The following is an 18,083-nucleotide window of genomic DNA, read 5'->3' as shown; positions in this document are numbered from 1 at the left end:
GGTGCATTCGTTATGCGGTTCCTTGAAGGGAACATATAGCGCCATGGCTGAACCAGGTGAGCAGGTAAAGGGAACTTTATCCTTCGGGCCATTCACGGTGTCGCCTCATGAGCGGCTCCTGACGCGGGATGGCATCGTACAGCCCTTGGGCACCAGAGCCTTCGATCTCTTGATCGCGCTACTGTCTCGCCCGAATGAAGCTATTAGCAAATGGGATCTGATCGCCCAGGTCTGGCCCGGGGCCGTTAACGTCGAAGAAGCCAACTTGCGATTTCATGTCGCCGCTCTCCGAAAGGCTTTGGGCGACGGGAGAAACGGCGCCCGCTACATCACGACATTATCGGGACGAGGCTATTCCTTCGTAGCAGCGGTCTCGCAAGCGTCTGTGCAGGCGAACACAGAGCCAGCGCCGAGGATGAAATCGTCGCTCGTCAAACTGCCGAACTTGCTGCAGCGGATGATTGGGCGGGCAGATACTATCGCGGCGCTTTCCGAGATGCTCCTTGCCTCACGTTTCGTAACGATCGTCGGACCCGGCGGCGTGGGGAAGACCGTGGTCGCTGTGACTACTGCCCACGGATTGCTCGAACAATTCGCTGGCGCCAGCCATTTCGTCGATCTTGCTGCCCTCAGCGATCCGGACCTCGTAGTCACTTCGCTCTTGCTCATTCTCGGACTACCGGATCAAACGGACAATCCGCTGCAGGCCCTGATAGAGTATCTGAAAGACAAGAAGATCCTCCTGGTCCTGGACAATTGTGAGCATGTCATTCCAGCCGTGGCAACAATGGCCGCGAGCATTTTTCGAAGTGCGCCAGAGACGTTCATCCTGGCGACTAGCCGCGAAGCTCTCAGAGTCGAAGGAGAGCACGTCTTTAAACTTGGGCCTCTGGCAGTCCCACCAGAATTACCCGAGCTCACTGCGGATGCTGCAAGGGCTTATCCGGCGATCCAGCTATTTCTTGAGCGAGCGACTGCCAGCGGCGCGCACATCGAACTCAATGATTCCAATGTCGAGACCGTCGTTGGCATTTGCCGAAAACTCGACGGTATGGCGTTGGCCATTGAGCTCGCTGCTGGCAAAGTAGAGGCGTACGGCCTCCATCAAACGGCAGCGCTTTTGAATGAGCGGCTAAGTCTGTTATGGAGAGGCCAGCGGACTGCTGCGCCGCGACAGGAGACGTTACGGGCAACGTTAGACTGGAGCTACGGTCTTTTGTCCGATCTGGAACGTGTTGTGCTTCGCAGGCTCGGCGTGTTCGTAGGACATTTCACAATTGACGCAGTCCTTGAGGTCGTCCCCGACAAATGCGTTGAACGATCTGTCCTGTTCGATGCCATCGACGGACTTGTTGCAAAGTCAATGGTGGCGACCCGGCCCATCGGCGCCATGATGCGCTATCGCCTCCTGGAAACGACGAGGGCCTACTTGCTAGAGGTTGAGATCGAAGAAGTCGGACTGGCGGCACGCCATGCGGCCTACTATCGCCGATGGCTGGAACAGGCTGGTACCAAATGGGCAATGTTACCAAGTGCCGACGAACGAGCGATCCATTTCTCAGCTCTGCATAATGTGCGCGCCGCCCTCGAATGGTGCTTCGGTGTCAATGGAGACGTTCGGGTAGGTGTCGAACTCGTTGCAGCGGCAGCACCCATCTTTCTGGCGATGTCCTTGCTTACTGAATGTCGTCGCTGGTCGGAGCGGGCTCTTCAATCGCTCGATCATCTTCCACCCAACAGTGTTGAGGAAATGCACATCCAGGCTGCGCTGGGTCTGACGCTGATGTTTACGCTCGGGAGCAGCGAAGCTGCGCGTGCGGCCTTAACAAAAAGTCTGCACATCGCCGAGGAGCGACGAGACGACTTAAACCAACTCCAGCTGATCGGGCGTATGCATATTTTCCACGAGCGCATGGGGCAGTTCGATGCTGCGCTCAAACATGCGCGGCGCAGCGTGGTGGTCTCCAAAGCAATTAGAGACCCCCACGGCCATTGCACTGTCTCATTCCCTGTTGGGCGTTTCGTTGCATCTTGCTGGAGACCATAGCGAGGCCCGCAAGGTGCTCGAAGTTGCCTGGCTTGCCCCTGGCGCCGAACGAATCAGCACGGTTCACGGGTTTGATCATCGCAACCGTGCCGGCATAACTCTTTCGAGGGTGTACTGGCTACAAGGCCGACCTTCGGAGGCGATAGATATGGCGCGCCAGACCGTTGCTGCGGCCGCGCAAATGGATCACCCCGTAACGCTGTGCATTGCCCTAATATGGGCTGTTTCTGTCTTTCTTTGGACTGGTGATGTTGAAGCGGCGGACGAGCACATTGACCGTTTCATTGCGTATGCCAAATCGCGCTCGCTCGGCCCTTATCTTGCCGTAGGTAGAGGTGTCAAAGGCGAGTTGGCTATTCGACGGGGAGATGCCAGGGGCGGCATCGAGACCATCAAGCATTCGCTTCAGCAGCTACATGAAGCAAAATACGAACTACTTACGACTACTTTCAATCTGGCGATCGTTGAGGGGCTCTTGTCGCTTGGTCAATTTGAGGAAAGCTTGGCCTTAATCGACGAAACGATCGGGCTGGTAGATCGAAATGGTAACCGCTTTTATTTGCCTGAGCTATTGCGGATACGGGGGAAGATCGTTCTCTCTGGACCGCAGTCGAGGAGTGGCGAGGCGGAAATCTGGTTCAACAAATCACTTGAACTTGGTCGCCGTCACGGTGCGTTAGCTTGGGAGTTGCGAACGGCGATTGAACTTGCACAGCTTCTTCTGAAGGACCGCCGACGTAAAGAGGCGGAACTATTGCTGCGCCCCGTACTCGACCGTTTCGCCGAAGGTTCCGACACAGCGGACGTTCGAGCAGCGAAAAGGCTACTGGAGTCAAAGTGAAGGCGCGACGAGATTCCGTGAAACCTTGAAGGCGAAACGCCAGTTTTCCACCGTAGCTCGAATGGTGGGTTTTGGCCTAAGAAAATCAAAAACGCTTGATCTTTCAAAGGGGATTGACTGACACTCTCTCCGCCAGATATGTCTTTAAATTATTGATTTACTGTATATATTTCGCAATAAGGCGATACCGCTCCAACATCCATCCAAACTACAAATCTGAGGGTCGGACGTTCGAATCGTTGTGGGCGCGCCAGCACTTAGCTGGTATTCACCGTGCAAAACGCTACGGCGTTTTACGGTATTTGCAAGGAAGCTGCGGCCGAAGATAACGTCTTGGGTTAGCCGCTCAAGCGGCGATCCTAGTATAGCCGAGACTGGCGTGCCGGGCGAGCGTCGCTCTGCGCTAACTGAGAACGGAAATGGCGAGCCAAATGCCCCAGCCAGCCAGCGCAACGCCGACGGCAATGGTGGCAAGCAGCAACCCCATATCAATCCTGTCCGGGGCCTTCATACGATCAACCGCACGACCAACATCGCCGCCGCCAGCAGCAGAATGCCCGTCGCCACAAACGTTTGAGTCGTCATCAACTACATTCCCTTAAGGAAGCGTCGAATCGAAGCGGATTGATAAGTAAACGAAACAATTAACCTCTTCCAACGAATGGCATCTTTGTTGCCATGATCGTCATAAACATCACGTTGGCATCGAGTGGCAACTTGGCCATGCAGGCTACAGCATTGCCCACATCATCGACATTCATGACCGGCTCTGGCACCTTCTGACCGTCGGCTTGTAGTACACCGCTAGTCATGGGCGCTGTCATAGGTGTTTCAGCGTTTCCGATATCGATTTGACCGACCGCGATATTGTATGCTCGACCGTCTAACGAGGCAGCCTTGGTCAAGCCGGTGATTGAGTGCTTTGACGCGGTATAGGGAGTAGAGAAAGGCCTCGGAGCGTGAGCGGATATCGAACCGTTGTTAATGATTCTACCCCCTCGAGGCGTTTGATCTTTCATGATCCGAAACGCGAACTGTGTGCAGATAAATGGACCGGTTAAATTGGTATCGATCACAGCCTTCCACTGTGCAAAGCTAACCTCCTCCATGGGTATCGATGGAGCGCTTATGCCCGCATTGTTGAACAGCAGGTCAAGCCGTCCGTAAAGCTCCAAGACTTTCGCAAATAGAGAAGCGATCGACTCCGGATCAGCTATGTCGCATACGACAGATGTGCTCATTTCAGGCGCAGGTCCCAGACTCCTGGTTTCCTCGAGCAACTCGAGGCGGCGTCCTGCCAGGACGACAGTGAACCCCGCCTTCATTAGAGCGAGCGAGGACGCTCGGCCTATCCCTGAACCTGCCCCGGTAACGAGTGCAACTTTTGTTTGAGTGCCCAAGTTATCTCAACACGACGACCGTGATGCCCCATTGCTGCTGTGTGAGTTACAATACGCTTTCGCTGTAAGAGATACGCGTACACGTGATACTGGTGGTTACCCTAAGAAGAATTTCGGAATTTATGGTGCTCGTCTTTGATGCTCTCAGAGCGCGGCACGAAGTAAGCCCTCAAACTCTTGTGCAGATGCTTTTCGAGGCGCGGTGGCATTCGAGTGGTCGGCTAACGCTCGGACAACTGTTTGAGGAATATGCCGAGCCTCAAACCCCATCTGGCCGAGCGTTACTGGTAGGTCTAACGATTGGACGAGATCCGACACCGCAGTGGCGAGGTCCGTTTCGCGCGCAATGCAAAATACATCGCTTAGCTTCTCGTATTTATTTCCGACGCTTTGCGCGCTGAAGCGCAGGATGTGCGGCAGGAACACGCCGTTCAGCATACCGTGATGCAGCGTCGGCGAGCGCAATGCGCCGGCGGCATGAGAAAGCGAGTGCACTGCGCCGAGCCCCTTTTGAAACGTGAGCCCACCTTCAAGTGCCGCCATCATCATCTCCCAACGCGCCTCGCGGTCGGTGCCGTTTGTCACAGCGCGCTGGATGAAGCGCCATGCACGCTGTGCACCGTCGAGCGCGATCGCTTCCGCCGGCGGATTGACCAGCGGTGACAGGAACGTTTCGATGCAATGCGTGAGCGCATCGATGCCGGTTGCGGCCGTCAATAACGGCGGTAGTCCCAGCGTGAGTTCAGGATCGCAGATCGCCCTCTTCGGTATCAAATATGGGCTGATCAACGCCAGCTTTGAGCCGTTGGTCAGATTGATCAAAGCACCGCGGCCGACCTCACTGCCAGTTCCCGCAGTGGTCGGGATAGCGATCACAGGCGCGACCTTCGCGGTGATCTTTCCGACGCCGCCACGGATTGCCGCGTAATGCTCCAATGGCCCTTCGTGGGTTGCGGCCAAAGCTACGCCTTTGGCAAGGTCGATCGGCGAACCGCCGCCGAGCGCAATGACGCCGTCGCAGCCGCCGTCGCGGTAGGCGACAACGCCTTCACGTACTGCCTCCTCCGTCGGATTCGGCGGTGTGCCGGCGAATACAGAAACGGTCGTCGAATCGAGGTAAGTCAGCACCTGCGCCGCAATGCCGGCCTCCTGGACGCCGGCGTCCGTTACGAGCAACGGCCGGCGAATTCCAAGCGCCTCCAACTCGATCGGTAAGCCCTTGATGGCACCGAAGTCGAATATCGTCGTCGTCAGATATCCAATGGTCGACAAGGCCGGTTTCCTCCCGACGACGACACAATTGCTGCATCGCCGAATGTTTTTATTCATCGGATATTTAACATCGGATGATTGCGAGGGCAATGAATTTAGTGTATGGCTCGAACATGCCAGCCGGCCATAGAGCCGCGGTCGGGAGTGAACAGTCGTTGAGCGCGAAGCGCGTTAAATCCGCCGAGAAGCGTTTGAAGCCAGGCCGCATCCACGCGGTGCTGACGACACTCGGCCGCGAGATCGCCCAAGAGATCATCCCGGCCGGCGCCGTACTACCGCCAGAAAACGATCTCGAAATCCGCTTCGGAGTCGGGCGCGGCGTGATTCGTGAAGCGATCAAAATGCTTTCAGGAAAAGGACTCGTCAGCGTGCGTCCGCGCCACGGCACTCACGTGTTGCCGCGGCGCGATTGGAGCCTGCTCGATCGGGACGTGCTGAACTGGCTGGTCGGTCAGGATAAACTCGACCGCGATCTGTTGTTGGCTATTCAGGAAGTACGCTCAATCATTGAGCCCGCCGCTGCCGCGCTCGCTGCGACGCGCGCCACCAAGCAGGACCGGCAACGTATCAATGCGGCCCTGGCAGCGATGGAAGCGTCGAACAATCAGGCTTCCGCAACGGCCGCAGACAAGGCATTTCATCTCGCTATTCTTGATGCCACGCACAATCCGGTGCTGCAGGGCTTTCGCGGCGCGATCGACACGATTCTGAGCGCGGTATTCGTGGTCGCCGTCGATAGCATAGCTGGCTGGTTCGAGGATAACCTTCCCAACCACGCAGCCACCGCCCGCGCCATCGAAGAAGGTGACGCAAAAAAAGCTCGTAAAGCTATGGAGCAAGTCCTTGGCTACACCCACTCCAAATTGTCTAGAAAAAATGTCGGCGCCGTTCGGCGAGACGCTCGGCTAAGCGGCACCCGCAGCCTGAGGAAAGCGTGATGCTGCACAGGCTCTCTTCCGCACTTTGGTTCTGCGCTCCCTTTATAGTGCTACTCGTTCTATGGGCTGTTTTCATCCCGTATTTCGACGTCAATCCTCGGCTGTTTCCTCATCTCTCCTCTGTGGTCCAGGCTGGGATTGAGGGAATACAAGATGGCACTCTTATCCAACACATCAAGGCGAGCTTGCTGCGCGTCGCCGTTGGTACGGTGCTCGCGCTAATAATCGCGGTTCCCTTGGGTGTCGCGATGGGCGTCAGTCCGATTGTCTCGAGCTTCCTGACACCCCTATTCAGGTTTTTCTCGGTGCTGGCTGGCATCGCGTGGATCCCAATTGCGACGCTATGGTTTGGCTACGGCTTCGGCGCCATCACCTTCGTGATCTTCAATGCCGTGTTCTTTATCGTGACGTACAACACGCTACTCGGCGTATCGACCATTCCCTTGCATGTGCGCAATGCGGCCGCATCGCTCGGTGCGGGGCGATGGGCGATGTTGACTGAAGTGCTCCTGCCGGGCGCTCTTCCTAACATCGTCACTGGCATACGCACCGGACTGGGCTTTGCCTGGCGTGGGCTGATCGCAGCCGAGATGATCGCCACCAACGTCGGCCTCGGTTACATGCTGTTTGTGGCACGCGACTTCTATCGGACTGAAGTGATCGTGCTTGGCATGATTGTGATTGGCGTGCTTTGGCTACTGCTCGACCGGCTGGTCTTGGCACCAATCGAGCGCGCCACTATCGAACGCTGGGGCATGGTGCAGCGCGCATGAAGCAGTTTCTTCTCAAGTTTTGGGGCCACTGCGTGCGCCTGACGGCGCGCTGGCCATCGATCGGTTCCATCGCGCCTTTCATTCCGGTGATCGCGGCCTGGTGGATTGTCACAGAGCTGCAAACATTTCCCCGCGTGTTCCTGCCGGGACCAGCGGAGGTAGTGCGCTCGTTCGGATCGCTCGTTTATATGGGCATCCTGCCGGCGTACCTACAAGACAGCATAGTGCGCCTAGCCGTCGGTGCGTTTTGGGGCATCGCCCTCGGCATTCCCCTCGGAATCCTGGTGGGTCTTAGCCAGCGCGCGCGCACGGCGCTGTGGCCGCTGCTTCTGTTCTTTCAGGCCATTGGCGATATTGCGTGGCTGCCGATCCTGGTGATCTGGTTCGGCTATGGCCTCACGACCATCACGGTGGTCATCGTCTACACGGTAATCTTCCCAGTGGTCTTGAACACGGTGCTGGGCGTGCGCTCGATCCCCATCACGTTGCATCGCGCTGCCCAAAGTCTTGGTGCCTCGCGCATTCGCATGTTGTGGGAAGTCGTGTTGCCGGGAGCGCTGCCCAACATCGTGACCGGCCTGCGCAACGGACTCGGCTATGGCTGGCGTGCTCTGATCGCAACCGAGATTATCGTCGGCACCAGCGGTATCGGGTTCCTCATGTTCGACGCGCGCCGTTCTGGATCGGTCGTCGAGATTCTGCTCGGCATGATCATTCTGGGAATTCTCTGGTACATCGTCGACAGCTGGATACTGGCACCGATCGAGCGGGCTACCGGACAGCGGTGGGGGCTAGTGACGCGATGAAGAATCTGACTATCCGTAATCTGTCGAAGACGTATTTCGACCCCTATGCCGGCACTAACGTCACCGCTGTGCATGATGTGTCATTGAATGTGGGACAGGGAGAGTTCGTCTGTATCGTCGGGCCTTCGGGCTGCGGCAAGACGACGATCCTCAATATGATTGCAGGCTTCATCCCCCATACAGGCGGTGAAATCCTGGTCGGCGGCCGTCCGGTTAAAGGGCCGGGCCCCGACCGCGGCGTGGTCTTTCAGTCTTTTGCCCTGTTCCCATGGCGAACCGTGCTTGAGAATGTCGCCTTCGGTCCGAAAATGCGCGGCGTCCGCAAGGCCGAACGCGAGAAGATCGCGCATGAATATCTGGCGCTCGCCAAACTGACCGAGGCGGCCGGGCGATATCCCGCCGAACTGTCGGGCGGCATGCAGCAGCGTGTCGGCGTGGTGCGTGCTCTGGCGAACGAGCCGGACGTGCTGCTGATGGACGAGCCGTTCGCGAGCGTCGACGCCCAGACCCGGATGACGCTCCAGGAAGAACTGACGCGCATATGGCAGGAGAAGCGGCCGACCGTCATTTTCATCACGCATGATGTCGCAGAAGCCGTGTTTCTCGCCAACAGAGTGATCGCGCTATCCAAGGGACGCGTGCTCGAGGAAATTGACGTGGACCTGCCACGGCCGCGATCATGGGACTCGCTGAACGATGATGCGAGATTCAAGGAATTGTCGGGGCGCGTTCGTCAGCTCGTGCGATCGGCCTGAGCCATGTTGAAAGATGCCCTTCGATCGAGAAAGGCTCACATCCTGATAGCGGTGACGGTTGGCCTTCTGGCTTGGCAGCTTTGGCTGACCATCGCCGCACCGCAAAAGGTCGCGAACTTCGCCGGCAGCTCGGAAAAGGTGAATATCCTCGTCGTGCTGCCGTTCGAACCTGAACGTTTCCACGTTCAGCTGATGCAGACGTACGGCCGGGTATCCGGAACACAAGAAAAATCTGTTGAAGTTCGAGGAGTGAAACGAGCGGACCTGACGACCGTCGCCCGACCTTACTGGGTTACGCGCGTCGAGCCGCTTCAACCAGGGGGATGATTCCCATGCGACGACTTTCTATGCTGCTCTGCGCCTTGTTGCTGTCGCCGTCACTCGCAATGGCGCAAGCAAAGGATCCCATAAAACTCAAAGTCGGCATGGTGGCAGCCGTGGACATGCTGGCGCTGCCGATTGCGCTGGAGCGTGGCTTCTTCGAGAAGTACGGGCTCGATGTGACCATCGCTCGTCCATACGCCACCGGTGTCGATGCACTCAATGCCTTGCAGGCAGGTGAAACCGACATGGTGCAAGCTGGCGTGCCCGCCATCGGCGCCATTCTACGCAACATGGATCTGGTTTTCTTAGGTAACTTCAGTGGCAACGCCACGAAGCTTGGATCCGATGCCACGCTCGCCCTCATTGCCAACAGCGACTCGGGGATCATCAAAGGCGACTTGAAAAGTCTAAAGGGTAAAAAAATCGCGACTTCATTCGGCACGATCAACCATCTCTACATTCTCGGCTTGCTCGAGAAGGCTGGCCTCGCGCCGACCGACGTGACACTGATCAACACCCCGCCGCCGGAGATGAGCGTGGCGTTGCTTGCCAAGGGCGTGGATGCCTTTGTGTGCTGGGACCCGGCACCGGTGATTGCCATGAAGGACGTGCCAGGCGCTATCGAGGTAATCCGCGGCGGCGACGTCATCTCCTATCTCGGTTTCAACATCGCGCTGCGGCCCTGGGTAGAGAAGAACGGGGCGACGATCGAGAAATTCCTGGCAGCCGTGTCGGAGGCCGACCAGTGGATGCGCAAGAATCCCAAGCAGGCCGCAGCCATCGCTACGCGCTGGATTCCAGGTTTGAAGCTCGACGTGGCGGAGACTGCGATGCAGTACAACATCCAGCAGGTGGACCGCCGCATTTCCGCACACAACTATCGCGCGCTGTGGAAGGCCCAGGATACGCTGCAACGGCTTGGCGTGATCAAGTCCGTGTTCGATGTGAACAAGCACATCGAGCCCAAATTCATCCTGAATGTGATGAATACCTACCCGGACCTATTTTCCGATCTGCAGCCCATTCCTGCGGATGTGGCGATCAAACCGGGCTTCGTATTCAAGCCCTGAACTTGAGTTGCTCGCGCATCCTCAAGCTGGTGCGCGGCAACAGATCTCTCCTTGCACGCCGCAAGTGTGAGCTTGAGCTAAGGTATCACGGGCGGCGAACGGCTGTACCGGCACGACGCGGTTGCTATCCTGCCTTCGGCCCGTTGCTAGACGATCCGCGACACGAGCCCCGAACGCAAACGGCCCCAGCGAAACGCGAGTAACGCTGTGGCCGCCTTGCCTCGCTAGACGTCGGCTTGGGACAACGTCCAACGAAATCATCGATCACCAAGTCCGCTTGCCATACCAGTCATCGATTTCTTTCTTGGTCTGATCTTTCTGATGGCCGTAGCGTTCTTGGAGTTTTCCCTCAAGCTGATCGCGTTTTCCGCCGATCACATCGAGATCTTCATCGGTGAGCTTCCCCCATGCTCCTTAATCTTACCTTTGCGATTTCGTACCGATAGCGGATCGCTGAAATTCGGAACTGAGCTAATTGTCTTAGCGCTGGAATATGCGCGGTGATTGCCCAGCCTTTCTCGGGATGGACGGCGATGATCCCTACCCTGATCGGATCAAGGGTCATGTTTGTCTCCCTACCTGGCTGAAATTCTAGGAGAATGGAGCGTGTTCAGGGGAACGCGGCCCTGCTGGCGGCTCGATGCACCGCGCCTAGATGCGCGCTCCTTACGATTGTGTCGCCATGTCGCCGGAGTACCGCCGATATGCTGCCGGAAGAGGTTACTCAGGTGCGCCTGGTCCGTAAATCCGCACGCCAGCGCGATCTCGGTAAGCGCATAATCCGTGGTCAGCATGAGATGCATCGCCCTTTCGAGGCGGCAGCGAACGATGTAGGCATGCGGCGGCTCTCCAAAGGAACGCTTGAACGCCCGTGAAAAGTGCGCCGGACTGAGGCGCGCGATTTCGCTCAGGTCCTTGACACGGATAGCCCCATCCAGATTTACGTCCACGTGGGTGATAACCCGTTGTCTTTGCCAGCCGGCCAAGCCCGAAGAACTGCCGTGGCTTGGACCGGCGCGACGGTCGACTTCCGCCCGCAGGAGCGCCGAGGCCATGCCGATTACTGCTTTGGCTGCGGATCGGTCCTTATCAATTTCGTTTGTAGCAACGCTTAACAGCCGAGCGAGGTTGCTAGTCCATTGTTGGAATCCAGCCAAGCTAGGCGGTGACCCGGCGTTTGCGGCTAGTTTGTCTGGTATGGTAAAATCCATGTTTCTGTCCCTTCTGCCGGAAACATGGAATGATGGCCGCTTGCATTCCTTGATCTTGTTCTGAAAAATCCTGAAGCCGCTTTTCTAATTGCCATCGGCGGCAATGGCTATTTTTTGAGCGTTGGAATGATCCCGGGCAGGTTGGCGGGCAAAATCGAAAAGAGCCGACATCACGGCCAGCTGGAGACGGGCCAAGGGGCTCTTCTAGGGCGTAGCAGCGTATTCGAATGCGGCGATTGGCAGGTCGACACCGCCGGTCGCGAATTGCGAATGCGCGAGGTGCCCGTGCCCATTGGCGAACGTGCCTTCGAAATAGTCGAGGTCCTCGTGAGTGCGGCCGGAGCGCTCGTCACCAAAGACCATCTGATGAAGCGGGTTTGGCCGGGCGCCATCGTCGAAGAGAACACGATCCAAGTTCATATTTCCGCCTTGCGGAAGGCGCTGGGACCGGACCGGGGAATGCTCAAGACGGTCTCCGGTCGGGGCTATCGCCTGTTAGGCGAATGGCGCCGACGGAATGATGCGGAAGGCGACGGGGTTGTTCTCTCGTCGTCGGCACGGCAGGCCCGCCCTCTCATGAGTAGGCTGCCTACGCCGGGCACGGAGCTCATCGGCCGGACCGAAGCCAAAAAAGCGCTGGGGGATCTCCTCTCAGCCTACCGAATCGTCACCCTTACCGGGCCTGGGGGGATCGGGAAGACCAAGCTGGCATTGGCGGTTGCCCACGATCTCGCATCGCGCTTCGACGGGAACGCCTGGTTCGTCGAACTTGTCTCGCTGTCGAACCCTGGCCTGATCCCAACCTCGGTAGCTGCCACCCTGGGCCTGAAGCTAAGCGGAGAAATATCCGCCTCATCGGTTGCGGAAGCCGTAGGCCGCCAGCGCCTGCTTTTGGTTCTAGACAATTGCGAGCATCTCATCGACTCGGCGGCACATTTCGTGGAAACGATGGTCCGCATGTGCCCCCGCGTCACGGTGCTCGCCACCAGCAGGGAGGTCCTGCGCGTAGATGGCGAATGCGTCCATCGCGTCCCACCGCTGGACGTTCCGGCTGGCCAGGTCGGGAGGAGTGATTTTCTTACGCACAGCGCCATTCAGCTCTTCGTCGCGAGGACGAAGGCATTGCACTCCGGATTCGCACTGCAAGACGATGACGAACTGACGACGGTAGCCTCGGTCTGCCGCCGGTTGGACGGCATTCCATTGGCAATCGAATTTGCCGCCGCGCGCACCGCGACGCTCGGACTGAAGCAAGTTGCGGCGCGCCTTAGCGACCGCTTTTCGTTACTGACCGGTGGGCGGCGCACGGCTCTGCCGCGGCATCAGACGTTGCGCGCTGCTCTCGATTGGAGTTACGAACTCCTGCCTGAGGCGGAGCAGCGACTGCTGCGGCGGCTCTCAATCTTTCCCGCCGGCTTCACGCTTGAGGCGGCAGCCGCCCTTGCCGACGGTTCGCCGCGCACCGTTTCGGCAACTCTGACGGACATTGCGGCCCTGGTGGCCAAATCGCTCGTGGCGCTCGACACTTCTGCACCTGAGGGGCGCTGGCGGTTGCTGGAGACGACGCGGGCCTATGCTGCGGAAAAGCTCGCAAACCACGGCGAGGCGGAATGGGGTGCTCGCCGTCACGCAGAATTTTTTCGCGATCTTGTCGTGAGCGCCGCCCCCGACGCACAACAGGCGCCGACCGCCGATCGCATTAAGTCTCTTGAACGGGAGATCGATAACGTTCGCGCCGCTCTCGACTGGGCCTCCTCAGCCCTGGGAGATGCGTCGACGGTCGTAATCCTGACGGCCGGCTATGCCGCCGTATGGATCGGGATGTCGCTTATCGCTGAATGCCGTGAGCGGGTTGAGCGCGCCTTGGCAGTCATTGGAACTGCGCCCGATTTGAGCGAACATTCCCGGCTGATGCTGCACATGTCTCTGGGCGCCGCACTCTATCACTGTACGGGGACCGTACAGCGCACTGGCGTGGTGCTGGCGGAAGCGCTGGATGCGGCGGAGCGGCAAGCCGACGAGGATGCCAAGCTCCGCGCATTGTGGGCCATGTGGAGCTTTCGGTACAACAGCGGTTGCATGCTGGCGGCCTGGCCGCTCGCGGAACGGTTTGCAATTGTGGCTGCGAACACCGGCCGGACGGCTGAGGGCTTCGTCGCAGATCGGCTGCTCGGGACGACTCTGCATCATGTTGGACGACAGACAGAAGCGCGCCGGCATCTCGAGCGTGTACGAGATCAATACGTCGCCCCGACGGACCACCGACACGCCATGTGGTTCCACTACGATCAGCGCATTCTCGCTAGGTCAATTCTTTCGCGTGTACTCTGGTTGCAGGGATTGCCAGAGCAGGCGCGTGACAACGCCATTGCCTGCGTCGAGGCGGCCCGGTCAGCGGATCACAAGCTGACGCTCTGCTATGCCCTCAACATGGCAGCGTGCCCCGTCGCGATCCTGACCGGCGATCTCGACGATGCGGAGAAGGCGGTGGTCGAACTAGCTGATATCGTGAACGAGCATAGCGTTGCATTCTGGAAAGCACTCACCGATTGCGTGACGGGCCACGTCATGGTCCGGCAGGGCCGATTTGCGGAGGGTGCCGCGGTGCTCTCCAATTCCCTGAGCGAATGTGATTCCCTCGGCGGTACGACTTGGTATCCCGAGTTTCAAGGTGCACTGGCGGAAGGCCAGGCAGGATCGGGCCGCGTTGCCGACGCACTCGATACCGTCGACCGCGCTCTCGCCAAGGTGGAGAACGACTGCGAGCGCTGGTGCAGGCCGGAGCTCCTGCGTCTCAGGGGCGAGTTCCTGCTCCGCACGGAGAATCGCTATCGTGCTGCTGAGGCAGAGGGCTGCTTCGCGGAAGCCTTGGCGGCGGCTCGCGAACAGGGGGCGCTCTCGTGGGAGTTACGCTCCGCAATGAGCGTGGCTCGCCTGCGGTTGACTCAGGACCATCCCGCCGAGGCCCGACGAGTTCTGGCGCCGGTGTATGCGCAGTTCAGCGAGGGCTTCGCCACGGCAGATCTGCGCAACGCACATGACATGCTCGGCAGCCTCGCCGGCGCGCGTAACTGAGCGGCTCCGGCGCGCTGGGGTCAACTGGATCAGGACCGGACCGGAAGAGCGTCCGCCCATTCCTGCCGCGTCGTCGGCTTTCCGTCGATCGCCTCGTAGGTTGCCTTTGACTTGCCCAGTGTCTCCATCAGAGATTTCGGACCCTCGAACGGCCTACCGCCGATGTGCCACCCGTCCGGATGAAGCTCCTCGATCAGCACCCAGACGACCTCGCGGAAGGCCTCTGACCCCTCGAACCTGACCATGACGTCGGACAAGGCCTTTGCCATCGCATGCTTCTCTTCAGTGCTGAAGACTCCTTCGACGAGCTTTACGTTGACAAACGGCATGAGAGTTCCTTTCGGTTTGAGGACAATTAGTGGGGGACGTCGATTACGATTTTGCCCGAAGCATTGTGACCTTCGATGGCGCCATACGCCTCAAGGATCGAGCTTGGTCCGAACCGGCGCGGATCGAGGCGTGGCCGGATCTTTCCGTCTTCCGCCAGTCTCGCGGCCTGACGCAGGATGTCGCCGTGATGCGCGCGACCCTGGCCCGTCAGCATTGGTAGCAGGCTGAAGACCCCGGAGTAGGTGGCGGCACGGAATGACAACGGAGCCAAACCGTGAGTGCCCCAGCCCAGGCAGCTGACCACGTGGCCAAACCGCCGGACTGCTTGGAAAGAGGCATCCAGACCTGGTCCGCCAACAGTGTCGTACACCAAGTCAAAGCCATGCCCGCCCGTATGCTCTTGGATATAATGTTCGACCGTCGATTGGTGACGGTCGATCGCGATCGCGCTGTACGCCTCAATCAGCGGCCGTTTACCGGCACTGTCGACGGCAAACACCTCCGCACCATGAGCTCGAGCGATCTGGATGACCATCTGGCCAACCCCGCCGGCGCCTTGCACCAGCACCTTCTGGCCCGCCTGAACGTGCCCGCGGTCGACTAGCCCTTCCCAGGCCGTGATGAAGATGAGGGGAAGAGCCGCCGCCTCGCGCATGTCGAGTGTGGCAGGCTTGAGGGCGAGAAGATCGGCGTCGACTGCGGCGAAGCTGGCAAGGGAGCCCTGCAGCCCGCCCACGCCGCCCGTCAGGCCGTAGACCATGTCGCCAGCCTTGAAGGCGGTGACGCCGCCCCCCACGCACTCGACGACCCCAGCGAGATCCAGCCCGAGCACGGCAGGCAGCGGCTGCTTGGCATGTGGCGCTTGGCCATGCCGGATCTTGACGTCGAGTGGATTTACTCCGCTCGCAATGATCCGCACGAGTACCTGGCCGGCCGCCGGCTCAGGGCGGGGGACCGAAGTCGTTTGGAAAGGTGCATCCACGCTCTCAAGGAGCCATGCTTGCATCGTCGGCACCGAGCTCATTGTCCGGCTCCGCGGCGCATGAGCTCAAGTACCTCGTCCGTCGACGGCACCATGTGAGCGAGGAAGCGATAATTGATGATCGCTGCCTGGTAGCCATCGCCCCACTCGGGATGGCGCGGGCCGGCGACCGCGTCCTTCACCACCGCGATCTCGAAGCCCTGCTCGAGAAATTCGCGCAAGTGGGATTCCACGCACATGTTCGCCAGCATTCCGCCAAGTATGATCCGCGAGATTCCGCGCTTGCGCAGCTGCAGGACCAAGTCATTTGTTTGGGGCCCGAACACCTTGTGTGGACTGGAGATCACGGTCTTTCCGTCCTCGATGTAGGGCTTGAACCGTTCGACCCAATCGGCGCCGGAATTCTTGAACCCCTCGAGGGTGAGTTGGCCGCTACGCTCGAAGACGCCGCCGCGGATCTCGTCGGTCTCCAACGGACCGTTGAACTTCCAGCCCTTGTCTGGGGGATAGAAATAATGCGGAGAGATAAAGACTTCATAGCCGCGTTCCTTCGCAGCCTTGAAGATGCGTTCCATGTTCTCGACAGTACGGTTCTCGGTAACGCTTGCGCCAACGGCGCCCCATGCGCGACCGGTCGGGCTCAGAACGTCGTTTTGCGGGTCGATGAACACGACGCCGGTGTCCTTCGCACTGATTCCCATCTGACCTCTTCGCTCTGGAGCTTGGGCAAGCACCCCAGAAGAAGCAACGCCGGCAGCAACGACGGCGGAGCAGAATAGAAAGCGGCGACGGGAAAGTATCTCGGGCGCTGGCGTCGTAGCGCCGCTCACGGTTAGACGCGTCATGAGGTGGCTCTCCAGTCGTTCAAGCCTCGGCGCGAGGCGGGTTCTTCGTCTTCACGGCGGCGACAAGTCTCGCATGGGCCATGGGAGACGGCTTGGCCGTCCCTGCCTGTACTTGCAGAAAACTGCCCGACTCTGAGCGCGAAGGGTGCGTGTGGCGGGGCGGCATATCTTTCCAATCGGAAGCATAGGCGCACAAGACCGCGGGGACGGCTGCGAGCAATTTACGTCCGGTCAGACGATGGCCCACGGGCGAACGACAGAAAGAAAATCATGCACGAACTGTCCACGACCGCCTCCCGCCGCAGTGTGCTGATCGCGGGCGCCGCCGCAGGAGTTATGGCCGCTCTGCCAGGCGCCCGATCCGCGTCTCACCCCGATCTCCCGCTCCTCACTATCAAACTCGAAAGGAAAGACGATGAGCTACCTGACCATGAAGGACGGTACGCAGATATTCTACAAGGATTGGGGCACCGGGCAGCCCATCGTTTTCCATCATGGCTGGCCGCTGAGCGGCGACGACTGGGACAACCAGATGCTGTTCTTTCTCGCAAAAGGCTATCGCGTCGTCGCTCATGATCGTCGTGGCCACGGCCGTTCGACCCAGACTGAAAAAGGCAACGACATGGACGCTTATGCTGCGGACATGGCTGAGCTGGCGGCGGCGTTGGACCTCAAGAATGCGGTCCATGTCGGTCATTCGACGGGCGGCGGCGAGGTGGCTCGGTACGTCGCTCGTCACGGTAACGGGCGCGTCGCAAAGGCCGTGCTGATCAGCGCCATTCCACCGGTCATGCTAAAAAGCGAACGCAATCCCGGAGGTACGCCCATCGAAGTGTTCGATGGGTATCGCGCGGCACTAGCCGCAAACCGCGCGCTCCTGACGGCTCGACCTATCATGCTATCGCGAGGTCAAGGGCCGGTCTTGGCGACCCCATCCATTGTGCCCACAATGCCGAGTGAGACACGTACTTCGTGTTGGAAGATTTCGTGGGGTCGACACGGTTGCGCTTCGCACAAGACCGTGCGCCGAAAGCGCTGATCGCGCGACGCTGTCCGCGATCTACTGACCGTCCAATGACGGTGGCCGACGCCTACTAATGTCCAACGGCACACTGAGAGGGCTGCGGATAATGGGCTGCGATGCTGGCGCCAGCAGCGACCACTGCGCGAACAGCCGACTGCGTCAACCTTGCTCAATGAGAAGGGCGTGTTGACCAACGATGTGGTGGAAGCTCAACTCGCCAGAACGTGGAGAAAGTGCGCCGCGACACCGGGCCAGTTTGGTAAGGGTGACAAAAACAAGATCCCAGGTAGCGATAACCGTGCGGCCTATTACGCGGAATGCGAGTGTCTATGCACCGTTGTCTGATCGCCTTGACAGCCTGATTTACGGTGCGTCCGCTGTCTGGCTGCG

The 18,083-nt window shown here is 59.2% G+C and carries 13 protein-coding genes and 3 pseudogenes; 9 read left to right on the top strand and 7 right to left on the bottom strand.

What is annotated here, in order from left to right; genetic code table 11:
* Positions 1 to 43: 43 nt before the first annotated feature.
* Positions 44 to 2,888, top strand: a pseudogene (locus CQ13_RS23100) (ATP-binding protein).
* Positions 2,889 to 3,532: 644 nt separating this feature from the next.
* Here the strand turns inward: CQ13_RS23100 and CQ13_RS23095 are convergent.
* Positions 3,533 to 4,288 carry an SDR family oxidoreductase gene (locus CQ13_RS23095; RefSeq protein WP_057845138.1) on the bottom strand — a complete coding sequence of 252 codons (756 nt, stop codon included), beginning with the start codon at positions 4,286 to 4,288 and terminating at the stop codon, positions 3,533 to 3,535.
* Between the two features lie 144 nt (positions 4,289 to 4,432).
* Positions 4,433 to 5,560, bottom strand: a complete 1,128-nt coding sequence (locus CQ13_RS23090; RefSeq protein WP_057845137.1) for an iron-containing alcohol dehydrogenase — start codon at positions 5,558 to 5,560, stop codon at positions 4,433 to 4,435.
* A 113-nt stretch (positions 5,561 to 5,673) separates the two neighbouring features.
* Here CQ13_RS23090 and CQ13_RS23085 point away from each other — a divergent pair, with 113 nt between their 5' ends.
* From CQ13_RS23085 to CQ13_RS23060, 6 genes are read left to right on the top strand one after another with little or no spacing between them, the layout of a single operon-like run.
* Complete coding sequence (locus tag CQ13_RS23085; protein ID WP_057845136.1) at positions 5,674 to 6,498, top strand: FadR/GntR family transcriptional regulator; 825 nt, start codon at positions 5,674 to 5,676, stop codon at positions 6,496 to 6,498.
* The gene (locus tag CQ13_RS23080; protein ID WP_057845135.1) at positions 6,498 to 7,271 is read left to right on the top strand and encodes an ABC transporter permease; all 774 of its coding nucleotides are present in this window, start codon (positions 6,498 to 6,500) and stop codon (positions 7,269 to 7,271) included. The genes CQ13_RS23085 and CQ13_RS23080 overlap by 1 nt, the downstream gene beginning before the upstream one ends.
* A complete protein-coding gene (locus tag CQ13_RS23075) occupies positions 7,268 to 8,077 on the top strand; it encodes an ABC transporter permease (protein ID WP_082637590.1) in 810 nt (269 codons plus the stop codon). The genes CQ13_RS23080 and CQ13_RS23075 overlap by 4 nt, the downstream gene beginning before the upstream one ends.
* Positions 8,074 to 8,832 (top strand): ABC transporter ATP-binding protein, encoded by a 759-nt coding sequence (locus CQ13_RS23070; protein WP_057845134.1) that lies wholly within the window; start codon positions 8,074 to 8,076, stop codon positions 8,830 to 8,832. The genes CQ13_RS23075 and CQ13_RS23070 overlap by 4 nt, the downstream gene beginning before the upstream one ends.
* 3 nt (positions 8,833 to 8,835) lie before the next feature.
* Positions 8,836 to 9,159, top strand: a complete 324-nt coding sequence (locus tag CQ13_RS23065) for a hypothetical protein (protein WP_057845133.1) — start codon at positions 8,836 to 8,838, stop codon at positions 9,157 to 9,159.
* Between the two features lie 5 nt (positions 9,160 to 9,164).
* Positions 9,165 to 10,226, top strand: coding sequence for an ABC transporter substrate-binding protein (locus tag CQ13_RS23060; RefSeq protein WP_057845132.1), 1,062 nt, complete (start codon positions 9,165 to 9,167; stop codon positions 10,224 to 10,226).
* Positions 10,227 to 10,490: 264 nt separating this feature from the next.
* On the opposite strand, the pseudogene CQ13_RS45810 reads toward CQ13_RS23060, so the two are convergent.
* Positions 10,491 to 10,702: pseudogene (locus CQ13_RS45810) on the bottom strand (CsbD family protein).
* Positions 10,703 to 10,801: 99 nt separating this feature from the next.
* Positions 10,802 to 11,437 carry a helix-turn-helix transcriptional regulator gene (locus tag CQ13_RS23050; protein ID WP_082637589.1) on the bottom strand — a complete coding sequence of 212 codons (636 nt, stop codon included), beginning with the start codon at positions 11,435 to 11,437 and terminating at the stop codon, positions 10,802 to 10,804.
* 126 nt (positions 11,438 to 11,563) lie between these two features.
* On the opposite strand from CQ13_RS23050, the gene CQ13_RS23045 reads away from it, so the two are divergent.
* Positions 11,564 to 14,512: an ATP-binding protein gene (locus CQ13_RS23045; RefSeq protein WP_057845129.1), complete on the top strand. Its 2,949-nt coding sequence runs from the start codon at positions 11,564 to 11,566 to the stop codon at positions 14,510 to 14,512.
* A 29-nt stretch (positions 14,513 to 14,541) separates the two neighbouring features.
* Here the strand turns inward: CQ13_RS23045 and CQ13_RS23040 are convergent, their stop codons facing one another.
* Genes CQ13_RS23040 through CQ13_RS23030 form a run of 3 tightly spaced genes read right to left on the bottom strand, consistent with a single transcriptional unit; the run spans position 14,542 to position 16,525 of the window.
* The gene (locus tag CQ13_RS23040) at positions 14,542 to 14,841 is read right to left on the bottom strand and encodes a tautomerase family protein (protein ID WP_057845128.1); all 300 of its coding nucleotides are present in this window, start codon (positions 14,839 to 14,841) and stop codon (positions 14,542 to 14,544) included.
* A 26-nt stretch (positions 14,842 to 14,867) separates the two neighbouring features.
* On the bottom strand, positions 14,868 to 15,866 hold the full coding sequence (locus tag CQ13_RS23035; RefSeq protein ID WP_057845127.1) for a zinc-dependent alcohol dehydrogenase family protein: 999 nt from the start codon (positions 15,864 to 15,866) through the stop codon (positions 14,868 to 14,870).
* Entirely contained in the window at positions 15,863 to 16,525 is a 663-nt protein-coding gene (locus tag CQ13_RS23030) for a cysteine hydrolase family protein (RefSeq protein WP_057845126.1), read from the bottom strand. The genes CQ13_RS23035 and CQ13_RS23030 overlap by 4 nt, the downstream gene beginning before the upstream one ends.
* A gap of 559 nt (positions 16,526 to 17,084) precedes the next feature.
* Here CQ13_RS23030 and CQ13_RS23025 point away from each other — a divergent pair.
* A pseudogene (locus CQ13_RS23025) lies at positions 17,085 to 17,543 on the top strand (alpha/beta fold hydrolase); the annotation flags it as partial.
* Between the last annotated feature and the right edge of the window lie 540 nt (positions 17,544 to 18,083).

The sequence above is a fragment of the Bradyrhizobium retamae genome (assembly GCF_001440415.1).
Classification (GTDB): Bacteria; Pseudomonadota; Alphaproteobacteria; order Rhizobiales; family Xanthobacteraceae; genus Bradyrhizobium; species Bradyrhizobium retamae.
The sequence above is the reverse complement of the archived record's forward strand: the minus strand, read 5'-3'. Positions and strand labels throughout refer to the sequence as shown.